This window comes from Neobacillus drentensis (assembly GCF_036962125.1).
Classification (GTDB): Bacteria; Bacillota; Bacilli; order Bacillales; family Cytobacillaceae; genus Neobacillus; species Neobacillus drentensis_B.
Genome location: NZ_JBALOA010000002.1, coordinates 19412 through 33225, shown reverse-complemented (window position 1 = coordinate 33225; position 13814 = coordinate 19412). Strand labels below are relative to the sequence as shown.

General features: G+C 39.1%; 13 protein-coding genes and 1 riboswitch. Of the genes, 5 read left to right on the top strand and 8 right to left on the bottom strand.

Annotated features, from left to right (window positions below; all coding sequences use genetic code 11):
• Positions 1-26: 26 nt before the first annotated feature.
• Both abc-f and acnA read right to left on the bottom strand, forming a co-directional pair.
• Positions 27-1763 carry a ribosomal protection-like ABC-F family protein gene (gene abc-f, locus V7121_RS01125; RefSeq protein ID WP_335545446.1) on the bottom strand — a complete coding sequence of 579 codons (1737 nt, stop codon included), beginning with the start codon at positions 1761-1763 and terminating at the stop codon, positions 27-29.
• A 320-nt stretch (positions 1764-2083) separates the two neighbouring features.
• Entirely contained in the window at positions 2084-4789 is a 2706-nt protein-coding gene (gene acnA / locus V7121_RS01120) for an aconitate hydratase AcnA (protein ID WP_335493916.1), read from the bottom strand.
• A gap of 333 nt (positions 4790-5122) precedes the next feature.
• Between acnA and sspO the strand changes: the two genes are divergently transcribed.
• Positions 5123-5275 carry a small acid-soluble spore protein O gene (gene sspO, locus V7121_RS01115; RefSeq protein ID WP_335493917.1) on the top strand — a complete coding sequence of 51 codons (153 nt, stop codon included), beginning with the start codon at positions 5123-5125 and terminating at the stop codon, positions 5273-5275.
• A gap of 67 nt (positions 5276-5342) precedes the next feature.
• Here the strand turns inward: sspO and V7121_RS01110 are convergent, their stop codons facing one another.
• Positions 5343-5612: a hypothetical protein gene (locus V7121_RS01110; protein ID WP_335493919.1), complete on the bottom strand. Its 270-nt coding sequence runs from the start codon at positions 5610-5612 to the stop codon at positions 5343-5345.
• A gap of 112 nt (positions 5613-5724) precedes the next feature.
• On the opposite strand from V7121_RS01110, the gene V7121_RS01105 reads away from it, so the two are divergent.
• A complete protein-coding gene (locus V7121_RS01105) occupies positions 5725-5862 on the top strand; it encodes a small acid-soluble spore protein P (RefSeq protein ID WP_335493921.1) in 138 nt (45 codons plus the stop codon).
• A 54-nt stretch (positions 5863-5916) separates the two neighbouring features.
• Here the strand turns inward: V7121_RS01105 and selA are convergent, their stop codons facing one another.
• Positions 5917-7332, bottom strand: coding sequence for an L-seryl-tRNA(Sec) selenium transferase (gene selA, locus V7121_RS01100; protein WP_335493923.1), 1416 nt, complete (start codon positions 7330-7332; stop codon positions 5917-5919).
• 166 nt (positions 7333-7498) lie between these two features.
• Here selA and V7121_RS01095 point away from each other — a divergent pair, with 166 nt between their 5' ends.
• Positions 7499-7897: an Hsp20/alpha crystallin family protein gene (locus tag V7121_RS01095; protein WP_335493925.1), complete on the top strand. Its 399-nt coding sequence runs from the start codon at positions 7499-7501 to the stop codon at positions 7895-7897.
• 89 nt (positions 7898-7986) lie between these two features.
• Here V7121_RS01095 and V7121_RS01090 read toward each other — a convergent pair whose 3' ends face one another.
• Positions 7987-8226 carry an Rdx family protein gene (locus tag V7121_RS01090; protein WP_420490524.1) on the bottom strand — a complete coding sequence of 80 codons (240 nt, stop codon included), beginning with the start codon at positions 8224-8226 and terminating at the stop codon, positions 7987-7989.
• Between the two features lie 144 nt (positions 8227-8370).
• Between V7121_RS01090 and selD the strand changes: the two genes are divergently transcribed.
• Positions 8371-9423, top strand: a complete 1053-nt coding sequence (gene selD, locus V7121_RS01085; RefSeq protein WP_335493926.1) for a selenide, water dikinase SelD — start codon at positions 8371-8373, stop codon at positions 9421-9423.
• 94 nt (positions 9424-9517) lie between these two features.
• Here selD and V7121_RS01080 read toward each other — a convergent pair whose 3' ends face one another.
• Together V7121_RS01080 and V7121_RS01075 are read right to left on the bottom strand one after the other, a co-directional pair.
• Positions 9518-10462, bottom strand: coding sequence for an L-threonine 3-dehydrogenase (locus V7121_RS01080; protein WP_335493928.1), 945 nt, complete (start codon positions 10460-10462; stop codon positions 9518-9520).
• An 81-nt stretch (positions 10463-10543) separates the two neighbouring features.
• Positions 10544-11734 carry a glycine C-acetyltransferase gene (locus tag V7121_RS01075; protein ID WP_335493929.1) on the bottom strand — a complete coding sequence of 397 codons (1191 nt, stop codon included), beginning with the start codon at positions 11732-11734 and terminating at the stop codon, positions 10544-10546.
• Between the two features lie 327 nt (positions 11735-12061).
• Between V7121_RS01075 and V7121_RS01070 the strand changes: the two genes are divergently transcribed.
• Complete coding sequence (locus tag V7121_RS01070; protein ID WP_335493931.1) at positions 12062-12355, top strand: hypothetical protein; 294 nt, start codon at positions 12062-12064, stop codon at positions 12353-12355.
• 75 nt (positions 12356-12430) lie between these two features.
• Here the strand turns inward: V7121_RS01070 and V7121_RS01065 are convergent, their stop codons facing one another.
• A complete protein-coding gene (locus V7121_RS01065; RefSeq protein WP_335493932.1) occupies positions 12431-13429 on the bottom strand; it encodes an NAD(P)H-dependent flavin oxidoreductase in 999 nt (332 codons plus the stop codon).
• 207 nt (positions 13430-13636) lie between these two features.
• Positions 13637-13738, top strand: a riboswitch (purine riboswitch).
• Positions 13739-13814: the final 76 nt, after the last annotated feature.

Here is a 13814-nt window from a genome sequence, read left to right as displayed (position 1 = left end):
TATTGTAAGCTCATAACGGATTTATATTAAGTTTTGCCCATTAGTATCCGTTTTTGATTAAGTAAGTCATTAAATTCTTTGTCTAACTCACGATATCTAGGGTCATTTTGTTCCATGAACGATAACTCACCTAAGACTAATGCAATTTTGTTCTCAATGATTAGCAGTGCTTCTTTTAAGGCATCCTCATTGTTTCCATCCTTATTTAAATACTCATCAGGTTTCATCTCAATCCGTCGAATTTGCTGGTCTTCAAATACAAGCAGCCGGTTACAAAGCTTATTAAGGAAATAATAGTCATGAGAAACGGTAATAATTGTCCCAGTAAACTCTGCTAACGTATTTTCAAGCTGCTCTCTACTCGGTAAGTCCAGATGATTGGTTGGTTCGTCGAGAATGAGGACGTCATATTCTTTCATTAACATATCAACGAGTTTTACTCTCGTTCGTTCCCCCAAACTCAATGTCCCAATTGGCTTAGTGATAAGCGCCTCATTTAATCCTACATTGGCTAATAATGTTCTTGCTTTCAGAACATTCTCGCGGTCTTTAAACCCTAGTGCCTCAATAGCCGTTTTATCAGCAGGTAAATCATCAACATCTTGACTTAAATAAGCGATTTTTATCGAGTCACTACTCCACAAATCCCCATTAGAATAACCCTCTTGGCCTAACATCATTTTTATTAAAGTCGTTTTACCACAGCCATTTTCACCCAATAATCCTAGGCGGTCTCCATAATTAATATAGAAGTTGGAACTTTGAAAAAGCGTTCTATTTGCGAACGATTTGGCCAAATTTTTAGCCTCAACAATTCGTTTGCCTCTCTTCCCTTGTGTATCAAACTGGAACCTAATTTGAATGACATCTAAGGGTTTTTCAAGCTTATTTCTTTCCAACTCATTTTGAAGTCGTTTCATTTTTGATTTTACTTGATTGTCTGTTTTTTTAGCCTTTACCCGATGATATTCCTTAATCCCATTTTGTCTTTTGCTTGGACCCTTTCCCTTTTTTGTCGAGTCGCGATGGGCTTTTTCTGACCAAGTCTTTAATTGAGTAATTTGTGTTTCTACTTCTTTTATTTTTTGCTGCTGAACATCATATTGGTGCTTCCTATTTTGAAATCTTTGCTGCTTCTCTTTCCGATAATCACTATAGTTTCCATTGTAAAAGTTTATTCTGCTATTTTCTAATTCAAAAATTCTAGTAACTGTTTTATCTAAGAAATGGCGGTCATGCGAAATAATGAGGACGGGACCATGAAACTTTTCTATTTCAGATACCAACCATCTAATCCCTTTATAATCTAAATGATTCGTTGGTTCATCTAAAATTAAAAAGTCTGGTTTTAAAGCCCAAACCTTAGCTAATGCAAGCTTTAACTTTTCCCCGCCACTTAAGTGATTTAAACGCTCTTCTTCCCAGTTAAGAACCTTCGTAAGGCCTAACGTGCTGGCATGCTCGAGTAAATCAGGAGTGGCATTTCCTGCTAGAGACTGCTGAAAATCACTAACCTGATAATCAATGGATTGGGAAAGATAGCCGATCGTTAAATCATTTGATTTTTCTATGATGCCTTTATCAGGTGCAATTTTACCGAAAAGGATATTAGCCAATGTGGTTTTTCCGGTTCCGTTATAGCCAACTAGCCCGATTCGTTCTCCGTTCTTTATATCAAATTGAATATTGTCCAATACCTTCCTTAAATGAAAACTTTTATCTACATCGATTACTCTCAAAACTATCTGCTGATTTGTAAGCATAAAAAAACTCCCTTCACGAGAACCTGAAGAGAGATTTATGTCTAGATATATCGTTTAATAACACAACAAATAAACCTGTGCAAAGGTTTTGTTGTATAGGCGGATACTCGATATGGACATAAAAAAGGACACACTAATCCTATTCTTCAGGTTCTACATTTTTCGTTATTCGAATTATGTCTGAAAAATAAGATTATAATTTCATCGGCCCTTAATCATTCCCTTTTCGTTTAATTCTAATAGTATATTTGAGGGTGATAAAGTTTGTCAATCAAATCCTAAAAAAGAACACCATGCGCATGACATGGTGTTCTTTGATATTAAGCTTGCAATTTTTCACGTAGAACCATTGGAAGAATTCCGCCATGACGGTAGTAATCAATTTCAACTTCAGAGTCAAAACGAACAAGAACTTCGAATTCTTTCTTGTTACCAGCTTCATCAGTTGCGGTTACTTTAAGAAGATCACGTGGTTTTACATCTTCACCTACTTGAACATCAATCGTTTCTTTACCAGTTAAACCAAGTGTTTCAGCGCTTTCGCCCTCTTTAAATTGAAGTGGTAATACACCCATTAACACAAGGTTTGAGCGGTGGATACGTTCGAAGCTTTCAGCAAGAACGGTTTTAATCCCTAAAAGGTTAGTTCCTTTCGCAGCCCAGTCACGTGAAGAACCCATTCCGTAATCTTTACCAGCAAGAACAATTAGTCCAGTACCGTTTTCTTTATACTTCATGCATGCATCGTATATGGAAGTAACTTCGCCTGTTGGCCAGTAAGTAGTTACTCCACCTTCTGTACCTGGTGCGATTTGGTTACGAATACGAATGTTTGCGAATGTTCCACGCATCATGACTTCGTGGTTACCACGACGAGATCCGTAAGAGTTAAAGTCACGAGGTTGAACGCCTTTTTCTAATAGATACTTACCAGCTGGAGTATTTTTACCAATCGCTCCTGCAGGAGAAATGTGGTCAGTTGTTACAGAATCACCGAATTTACCAACAACGCGAAGTCCGGTTAATGGCTCAACCGTACCTGGTTCTGGTGATAAGCCTTCAAAGAACGGCGGATTAGCAATATAGGTTGAATCTTCATCCCAAGTATAAAGCGGCTCATTGCTAGTTTTGATTTCGTTCCAACGCTCGTTGTCACCAAACACGTTCGCATATTCGCTGCGGAATAATTCAGGAGTAACCGTACGTTTCACTACATCATTCACTTCTGCAGTTGATGGCCAGATATCCTTGAAGAAAACATCGTTTCCATCTTTATCTTTACCAATTGCTTCAGAAGCAAAGTCGATGTTTACAGTTCCAGCTAGTGCGTAAGCAACAACTAATGGTGGTGAAGCAAGATAGTTAGCTTTTACAAGCGGGTGAATACGTCCTTCGAAGTTACGGTTACCTGAAAGTACAGAAGTAACTAAAAGATCGTTTTCAGCGATTGTTTTTTCGATTTCTTCTTTTAATGGACCGGAGTTACCGATACATGTTGTACAGCCGTAACCAACTAGGTTGAAGCCGATTTGCTCAAGGTATGGAAGTAAGCCAGAATCACGAAGATATCCAGTTACAACTTTAGATCCTGGTGCTAAAGAAGTTTTCACGAATTTTGGAACTTCCATACCTAATTCGACTGCTTTCTTGGCAACCAGTCCAGCACCTACTAGTACGTAAGGGTTAGATGTATTTGTACAGCTTGTGATTGAAGCGATTGCAACTGCACCTGTCTTGATGGTGGTTTCGTTTCCATTGTCAAATTTAACTATAGCAGACTTATCAAGCTCATCTGCTTGTAAGCCGAAGCCTTGGTTTCCTTGTGGTGCTGAAACAGCTTTTACGAATTCTTCCTTCATTTTTGAAAGTGGAAGTAAATCTTGTGGACGCTTAGGACCAGAAAGATTTGCTTCAATTTCAGAAAGGTCGATTTCTACAACATTTGTGTAAACTGGCTCTAATGAAGGATCAAAGAATAAGCCGTTTGCTTTGCAGTACTGTTCAACCACATTGATTTGATCTTCTTCACGGCCAGTTAAACGTAAATAGGCAAGTGATTCATCATCAATTGGGAAGAATCCACAAGTTGCACCGTATTCAGGAGCCATGTTGGCAATCGTTGCACGGTCAGCAAGCGGCAGTACAGATACTCCAGGGCCGAAGAATTCAACGAATTTACCTACTACACCTTTACTGCGGAGTACTTGAGTTACTTTTAAGGCTAAGTCGGTTGCGGTTGCTCCATTTGGAAGTTCGCCGACTAATTTAACACCAACAACCTCAGGTACTGGGAAGTAAGAAGGCTGTCCTAGCATGCCTGCTTCCGCTTCAATACCGCCAACGCCCCAGCCAAGTACACCAAGACCATTGATCATAGTTGTATGTGAATCTGTTCCAACTAATGTATCAGGATATGCTTCTAATTCTCCATCCACTTCAGCTACATGAACAACATCAGCCAAGTATTCAAGGTTTACTTGGTGAACGATTCCTGTTGCAGGTGGAACGGCGCGATAGTTGTTAAATGATTTTTGTGCCCAGCTAAGGAACTGGTAGCGCTCAGCATTACGTTCAAATTCTAAATCCATGTTTACTCGTAATGAGTCAGTGGACCCATATGCATCAACCTGTACAGAGTGGTCGATAACAAGGTCTACTGTTTTCTCAGGGTTAATTTTGTCTGGGTCCCCACCAAGGTCTGCCATTGCTTTACGTAGTGAAGCAAGGTCTACCACTGCCGGAACTCCAGTGAAGTCTTGTAGGATAACACGTGAAGGTTTGAATGGAACATCAACCTCTTTAAGCTCAGCTGTTCCCCATTTAGCTAAGTTCTCAACGTGTTCTTTTGCGATCACACGGCCATCATATTGGCGTAATACAGATTCAAGTAACACTTTTACAGAATAAGGCAATTTAGAAACGTTGCCGATTCCCGCCTCTTCAAGTGCACTTAGACGGTAATAGTGATAACGTTTACCATTGGCTTCAAAAGAAGCTCGTGCGTTAAATACATCATTCTTAACCATTTGTTAAAAACCCCCTCATTCGTCGTCATAATATACCAAAATTAACGAAAAGCCGAAAAGTTTGAATTTTCCCATCCGTTGTAACTTTTCTCACAATTCTAATCTTAATACAACCTAATTCATAAGTAAATAACAAGAAAGTTATTGTGATTGATAAGTTTCACTTATGTTTTTTTATGTATTTTGTTCTGAAAATTCAAAAAACACCATTGTGCTTAATATGGATGCAGGTAGGGAAAAAACGAAATTTTCACATTTATTATCTCAAAAAACCTTTTCCTTGTCATTATTTTTGCTGTGCAGGAAATAGTAAGGTTGTAGGAGGTGATTGGTATGGTGAAACGAAAGTCTAATCATGTAATTCCAGGGATGAATGCGGCCGCAGGTCAAGGAAAAGGTGCTGGTTTTAACGAAGAATTCGCTAGTGAACCAGAATTAACGGCTAAAGAAAGAATGAATAACAAAAAGCGGAAAAAGAACCAGTAATAAAAAGCTCCAGCACCTAGGCGCTGGAGCTGGATCCTGAGAAAAAGCAGGCAATTGCCTGCTTTTTCTATTCTGTCTGATTGACTTCTGAAACCATGCTTGATAAATCTTGTTGGAAACGCTCTAATTGCTCACGCTGATGTTCCGAGGCCACTTCCAGTGCATTTGAAATTTGCTGGTAGGCTTCATTTACTTCGTCTTTCAGATGTTTCAGTTGATGGCCATAACTTGCACTATCACTGACGATGGTCTCATAAAGTCCTTGAGCATTCTCATACCCTTGCTGGGCTGCTTGAAACGCCTGCTGTTTATCTTTGTTGTATGGAAATTTTTGCATAATCTTTATTCACTCCTTCAATTTGCTTACCGTTAAATTGCACAGAACAACAAAAAATATACGGTATAAAAGGACTTATTGACTGCATCCTAACATATAGGAGGGATGAAAAATGAACAAAAACGATGGCAAAGACATGAGAAAAAATGCGCCCAAACAATCGGGGCAACCTGAACCAATGAGTGGATCTAAAAAAGTAAAGAATCGCAACCATACAAGAGCCAAACATAATACACATCACGATATGTAGAATTGTCATGCAAAAAGCCCAGCACTTGGTGTAATGCTGGGCTTTGTTTTCATTCTATGATTCGCTCATATTAATTAATGCTTGGAGTAAGTACTGTTCTTCTTCAGGGGTCACGGTTCGTAAATCAATAATGAATTCTTCTTTTTGAATTCGCCCGACAATGGCCGGTTTTACTTCTGTTCGAAGTTTCCTTCCAAGTTGTTCCGCAGTCAGTGTACAGTGTTTCAAGCCCACAACCATGGTTGGAAGCTCTACATCCGGCATGGTTCCCCCGCCCACTTGACTGGTTCCTTTTGTAATTTTTGTAACATATTTTCCAGTATTTTGTAATAAGTTTGTAACAAAAGACTGTGCTCGAACGTCTAATTCTTCAAGAGAAACTAATAAGTCTCGAACCGTCGGAATATTTATCAATCCACTTTCACCGCGGGCATAATCAATTAACGTCCCCTCTAGTGCTGCCAACGTCATCTTATCCACGCGAACCACCCGTGCCAATTGATGCTTTTTCAAGCGATCAATAATTTCTTTTTTACCTGCAATGATTCCTGCCTGCGGGCCGCCGAGAAGCTTGTCGCCACTAAAAGTTACAACATCTGCCCCCAATACGATAACTTCTTTTACAACTGGTTCATCGCCAATACCATGTTTTCTAAAATCATATAATGCACCACTACCGAGATCTTCATAAAAGATGACTTCATCCAAGCCTTTGGTAAGATTGACTAATTCCTCTGTATCCACTGATTTGGTGAATCCGATTACCTTAAAGTTGCTAGTATGTACCTTCATGACAATTGCTGTTTCGGGGCTGACAGCTTTTTCATAATCATATAAATGCGTTTTATTGGTGGTGCCGACTTCCACTAACTTTGCCCCGCTCTCTTCCATAATCGAAGAGATTCGAAACGATCCGCCAATTTCTACAAGTTGCCCCCTTGAAACAATCACTTCTTTATCGGCAGCGAGAGCCCTTAATACAAGATAAACTGCAGAAGCATTATTATTTACAACCATAGCCGCTTCTGCACCGGTAATTTCTTTAATTAATGCTTCAACATGACTATGCCGTGAGCCTCTTTCCCCTTCAGATAACTTGTATTCTAAATTTGAATAATTCCGTGCCGTTTCAATGACATGGTTGATTGCGTTTTCACTTAATCTCGCTCTTCCGAGATTGGTATGTAGAATGGTGCCAGTTGCATTGATGACTTTTTCGATCGTATAGGAAAATTGTTTGTTTATTTTCGATTCAAGAATAGAAAAAAGGTCCTCAATAAAGTGGTTGGTCCCAGGCCGATTGCCTCGCCAATTATCATTTAGGATTGCTCCTCTAATCGTATCAATAACCTCTTTTAGTTGTTTCGTAAGCTGTGTTTGGTCAAGTTGATTTTCGTTAAGCAGATTTAAAAACCTTACATGTGTTTGAAGTTCATGAACCGCTGGGATGGAACGTAGCCATTCTTTCAAGATAAAAACTCCTTTATCGACGTACTAGTTTATGGTTTGTCCAGCATTTAGGAGCGTTCCATCAAGCTTGGACTAAAAGGGGCGCTTCCGTCTTCCCAATTATAACATATCATTTTCACGTTTTTATCCTCAATGAATAAAATGAAACGAGCAAGGGGGATTAGATATGTCAAAAAAGAAACAACTTCAAAACCAAAGCTTTGACTTTGAAATCGTGGAAAAGTGGCTGGAAAGATATTTCCTCGATCCGCTTACATCATATTATGATGAAACCCAATTTCAAATTGATCTTTATGAGACAGAAAAGGAATGGATTGTCGAAGCCATTTTAAGTGAATTTGAGGCTTCTGAAATAAAGGTATATATAGAAGGAAATAAATTAATGATTTCTGCATCAAAATACCCCCCTTCCCCTAATCAACATAAACGAATCCGTTCCATAAACTTTCCCTTTCTAGTAGTCAACCAGTCCGTATATGCAACTTTTACGAATGGGATATTAGAAGTAGTTATTTCTAAAATAGATGGTTGTATCGGAAAAAATAGATTTATAACCCTGCCTTGAGATAAATGATGTGGCTTTTTTTGTCACAGTTGACGGAATGTTATTATTGGTAAAAAAACCTCATTTCCGAGTGGAAATGAGGTTTCTATCTATTTAGAAGAAATGATTTCGATCATTTCTTCAGTATCAGGGAAAACTCCTGTATCAAGCTTAGAATAAATCTTTTCCCCATTAACGGTCACCTCAAAGGCGCCACCTGAACTTGGAATTAGTTCTAACTTTTGAATATCTCTAAAAAAATGATTAAATAGCTCTTCCGCGAAACTCGCGGCTTTAGGTGCGTAATTTCATTGCATGCAAAATTCTACGATTATATGGTAGTTCTTCATGATAAGTGCCCTCCAAAAAAGTGTTTCCTACATCAGGATAGTGATAATATTTTAACCTATCCACCTATTCTCCTGCAATTTTTTTGTCTACTCGTGCGCAATTTTTTTAAAAGAGTTATACTATAAAAATGGAGGTGGACTTGCATGAGTGAACTAGATAAAATTCGCCTGACCTCTTTGTCAACCAAAGCGGGTTGAGGCTGTAAAATTGGTCCTGAGGACCTGGCGCAAGTTTTGCGTCAATTACCAAAACAAGAACCGATTCCTGAATTATTGGTGGGACTGGATACATCTGATGATGCGGGAGTTTACCAGATTACGGACTCCATTGCATTGATCCAAACGGTTGATTACTTTACCCCAATTGTCGACGATCCTTATATGTTTGGACAAATCACCGCGGCCAATGCATTAAGCGACGTTTATGCGATGGGTGGCGAACCAAAAACCGTAATGAATATCGTTGGCTTCCCAATTAAAAAGCTTGGAGCAAATATGCTCGCGGATATTTTGCGCGGCGCAGCAGATAAAGTAAAAGAAGCTGGGGCAATCACCGTGGGCGGACATTCCATTGATGATCAGGAACCAAAATTCGGACTTTCTGTTACAGGCTTTGTCCATCCAGACAAAGTTTGGAAAAATGTCGGGGCCTTGCCTGGTGATGTCCTTGTCTTGACCAAGCCGATCGGGGTTGGAATTATCACCACTGGAATAAAAAGATCTGCGGTTACCCTAGAGCAAGAACAAATCGTAACAGAAACCATGGCAACACTAAATAAAACGGCATCAGAGGTATTAAAAGATTATCACCCTCATGCGGTTACAGATGTTACTGGTTTTGGATTGCTAGGCCATGGCAGTGAAATGGCACGCGGCAGTGAGGTAAGCTTTGAGTTTTCACTTGCTCAAGTACCTGTGTTAGAGGGTGCGCTTGACCTTGCCAGAAATGGCATTGTACCCGGCGGGTCAAAGTCCAATCATAAATGGATAGCGGACGATGTCGTTTACGAGGATATCCTCCCAGAGGAGCAATTACTCCTTTGCGATGCCATCACTTCTGGCGGACTGTTTGTCTCACTTAGCGAACAGGAAGCAGGAGAATATGTTGACAAACTGAGAGCTAGTGGATTAGCTTATGCATCGATTGTGGGAAGAGTTACGGAGAAAAAGGATAAATATATTTATGTAAAACGGTAATCGACCGTTTAAAAACTTAACAATGATAAAAAATACCGGACCTTTAACGAGTTCCGGTATTTTTTATCAGAGCGAAACGCGTAAACATTTCTACTTAGTATTTTTGACGGAGTTTCTCTACCATGTCCTTCGTCATTTTATCTAAATCAAACGCGTATTTAAAGCCCCACTCTTCTTTTGCTGCCGTTGAATCAATGGAATTCGGCCAACTCTCCGCTATTCTTTGGCGATCTGGATCGACGTCATAAGAAATTTCAAATCCAGGCACAACCTTTGCAATAGAAGCGGCAATTTCCTCTGGATCAAAACTCATCGCCGTCACATTAAAAGCATTACGATGAATTAATTTCGATGAATCTGCCTCCATTAAATCAACAATTGCATTCAAGGCATCCGGCATATACATCATATCCATATAAGTACCTTTATTAATGTACGAGGTATATTTTCCATGTTTGACAGCTTCGTAGTAAATTTCAACAGCATAATCGGTTGTCCCTCCACCAGGAAGTGCTACATAGGAAATTAACCCTGGAAAACGTAAGCCGCGTGTATCCACACCAAACTTTTGGTAATAGTAGTCTGACAATAATTCGCCAGCCACCTTATTGACACCGTACATCGTAGTAGGTCGCATAATCGTATCCTGAGGGGTGTTATCCTTCGGTGTAGATGGACCAAAAGCACCAATCGAGCTTGGTGTAAAAAATTGGGCTTTTAGTTCTCGAGCGGTTTCAAGTGCATTCATAAGTCCTCCCATATTTAAATTCCAAGCAAACACAGGTTTAGCTTCCGCTGTTGCGGATAAAAGCGCTGCTAAATGCATCACAGTATCAACATTGTATTTCTTAGCTACCTCTACCATTCTGTTTAAATCCGTTACATCGACAGATTCAAATGGTCCGCTTTGAGCAGCTTCACTATCATTTTTTTTAATATCGGTCGCAATAACCTGATCTGCACCATAAATGTCTCGCAGCTTTAATGTTAACTCAGAGCCAATCTGACCTAATGCACCCGTGATTAAAATACGCTTCATCTTAATTTCTCCGTTCTCTTCATCTATCCTAAAAATAGTGATTTACTATATTTTACATGACCCTATCGTTCCGAGTGATACTTAAATAACGCCCATTTCTTTCCCGACTTTTTCATAAATAGCAATGGCCTGGTCGAGCATTTCTTTTGTATGGGCAGCAGTTGGCATATTACGGACCCGTCCAGTCCCTTGTGGCACAGTTGGGAAGACAATCGCCTTGGCATAAACACCTTCTTCATTCAAGCGTTTACTGAATTGTTGAGTAAGTGCCTCATCCCCAATGATACAAGGGGTGATTGGTGTTTCGCTATTCCCAATATTAAACCCAAGATCTTTCAAGCCTTTTTTTAGATAATCGCCATTTTCCCAGAGCTTCTTGTTTAGTTCTGTACTTTCCATTAAAATTTCAATTGATTTCTTACTTGCAGCCACGTCAGCAGGAGTTAAAGAAGTAGAAAATAGGAATGGACGGCTGCGAACCTTTAACCAGTCAATCAGGTTTTTCTTCCCAGCAACATATCCGCCAACTACACCTATTGCTTTTGATAAGGTCCCAATTTGGAAGTCAATTTTATCAGAGAGTCCAAAATGTTTAACAGTACCGGCACCATCACCTAACACTCCTGAGCCATGGGCATCGTCAACATACGTAATTAAGTCAAATTCCTCTGCTATTTGAACAATTTCCGGTAATAAGGCAATATCACCATCCATTGAAAACACGCCGTCTGTAATAACCATAATTTTATTGTATAGACCTGACTCTTTCGCAGCTTTTGCTTTAGCTCGTAAATCAGCCATATCGGAATGGTTAACACGAATAATTTTTGCTTTGGACAGTCTGCAACCATCGATAATCGATGCATGGTTTAGTTCATCTGAAAGAATCGCATCATTTTTATCCATGACAGCAGAAATAGCGGCCATATTGCAATTAAATCCAGATTGGTAGGCAATCGCAGCTTCTGTATGTTTAAATTCAGCCAATTTCTCTTCCAATTCCACATGAAGCTTGAGCGTCCCATTGATCGTTCGAACAGCTCCTGCACCGACACCATATTTTTTAATTGCATTGTTTGCGGCTTTTTTCAAGCGTTCATCCGTTGCTAAGCCTAAATAATTATTTGATGAAAGATTCACAAGTTCTCTGCCATTGATGGTAATAACAGGACCATTTGGGCTTTCAAGTGGGTCGATCACATTATATAGACCTTTTCCTTTTAAATCCTCTAGATTTTCATTTAAAAATTGCTCCAGAATATTGCTTGACATATTTCATTCCCCCTCGTTCTTTTGAACCTTTTTTGTCGTTTACCAAAAAACAATCGTCCTTTTCAGGTGGACATAATTATTGTTGTTATTTAGCGGTATTAAAGGATTTACAAAGTATACTTTATCATAAATTTATGCACTTGTTCATATCTAGTGGACAAAAAACTAAAAATTTTTATATATTCTTTTAGAATACCCAAATCATATTCATGATATTTCGATGAAAAATATATGTATTTTCAAAGATTATTTTAGATATAGACAGATTTTACGTTATAATAGTTCTCTACCCTCGCACTTCATTGCATGAAAGAAAGGATGTCAACCTTGTCATTTTTGTATTCTGCCTTTTACACACTCATTATTGGCGCCGTATTTATCTTTCTATTTATCCTTGCTTATGATCTTCTTTATGGAGAAAAGCCTGCAAAGCAAACGAAGAAAATTCATAAATATTTTCGAAACGAGTCAATTAAAAAAATCGACGTACTCGAGTCTCTACCTCGGAAATTTACCCTGTACCAAGTTACAACTAATCATGGAGTAATGAAGATTAAGATGAAACCGGGATATAAAGTAATCAAAATCGTCTCAAAGGACAAACAAAAGGGAAAAAAATAATAATCTTACGCAGAAAAAGGAACCATCGAATGGTTCCTTTTTTATGAAATGGTTTCTAAACCCTGATGGATTAAATTAATTTACAGAAACAGAGCTCAATTTGCCTGCATTTTGATTAATGGTTTGTAATGCTTCTTTGTATTCACTTTCTAAACTTTCAATAATTTCAGAAGCGGATGCAATTTTATTGATGGCTCCAACACCGTGACCTGCAGACCAAATATCGCGCCATGCCTTCGCATTCGTTTCCCTTTGCATACTATCAAAGTTAACCTGGTCTTTTTTCACAAGTTTTTCTGGGTCCAAACCTGCCTTTTTAATACTAGGTACTAGCATATTGCACATAACCCCTGAAAATGCATCGGTTAAAATAATATCTTCTTGTGTAGCCTCCACAAGCATTTCCCGGTACTCGTCATTGGCCATACTTTCTGTTGCAACAATAAAACGGGTTCCCATATAGGCAAGGTCCGCTCCAGCCGCTTGAGCTGCTAAAATTCCCTTCCCCGTCGAAATGGAGCCAGCAAGGACGATAATTCCATCCCAGAAGTTACGGACCATATCGACAAAGGCAAAGCTGTTAATTTGACCTGCATGTCCTCCTGCACCGCTTGCCACCAAGATAAGTCCATCAACACCAGCCTCGGCAGCTTTTTTTGCGAATTTCAAATCACTAACATCGGAGAATACGAGTCCACCATATTCATGGACGATATCAACAACGCGTTTTGGACTACCTAAGGATGTAATAACTAATTGCGGCTGATGCTTTTTAATCAATGAGAGCTCTTCCTCAAGGCGGCTGTATGAGCTATGTACCACCATATTCATTGCCCAAGGTGCAATTTTCCTGTTCGGGTCAAGTACTCTCGCCTGCTCCAGCTCTTCATTTAATTGGCCCATCCACTGATCAAGAACTTCGATCGGTCGTGCATTAGGTGCAGGAAAAGAACCAATTACTCCATTTAAGCAGCAATTTTTCACAAGTTCGGTACCTGACACCAAAAACATCGGTGCGGAAATGACTGGTAATTTTAACTGGTTCCACCATGATTCAGGAATCTTTTTTTTCAATTTGCTCACCCTTTAATTTAGAATTTTCTGAACAAATATACACTCTAATAGTAACTGAAAATGAATGGTTATTCAATCATTGAGATAATCTTTTATTTCAGTGTTTTTGAAACGCTTACAAAAGCGAATAATTATGTTTTAAATTATTCAATTGTTCGTATTTTATAAAATAATCATTGATTTCTTCGATTTCTATACGTATAATGTGATTAAATTAATCGCTTCACTCATATAATCGCGGGGATATGGCCCGCAAGTATCTACCGGATTGCCGTTAACAATCCGACTATGAGTGGGTAATGGGAAAGTCGACAGCTTTTTTAGTTGCGTCCTTCCTTTTCTTTCGGACAAGAGCCCGAAGGTCATTGCCTCACTCAATTTTGAT

Excerpts from the sequence above, each read along its gene's own strand:
- abc-f (WP_335545446.1), bottom strand. The coding sequence starts at position 1,763 with ATGCTTACAAATCAGCAGATAGTTTTGAGAGTAATCGATGTAGATAAA.
- acnA (WP_335493916.1), bottom strand. The coding sequence starts at position 4,789 with ATGGTTAAGAATGATGTATTTAACGCACGAGCTTCTTTTGAAGCCAAT.
- sspO (WP_335493917.1), top strand. The coding sequence starts at position 5,123 with ATGGTGAAACGAAAGTCTAATCATGTAATTCCAGGGATGAATGCGGCC.
- V7121_RS01110 (WP_335493919.1), bottom strand. The coding sequence starts at position 5,612 with ATGCAAAAATTTCCATACAACAAAGATAAACAGCAGGCGTTTCAAGCA.
- V7121_RS01105 (WP_335493921.1), top strand. The coding sequence starts at position 5,725 with ATGAACAAAAACGATGGCAAAGACATGAGAAAAAATGCGCCCAAACAA.
- V7121_RS01095 (WP_335493925.1), top strand. The coding sequence starts at position 7,499 with ATGTCAAAAAAGAAACAACTTCAAAACCAAAGCTTTGACTTTGAAATC.
- V7121_RS01080 (WP_335493928.1), bottom strand. The coding sequence starts at position 10,462 with ATGAAGCGTATTTTAATCACGGGTGCATTAGGTCAGATTGGCTCTGAG.
- V7121_RS01075 (WP_335493929.1), bottom strand. The coding sequence starts at position 11,734 with ATGTCAAGCAATATTCTGGAGCAATTTTTAAATGAAAATCTAGAGGAT.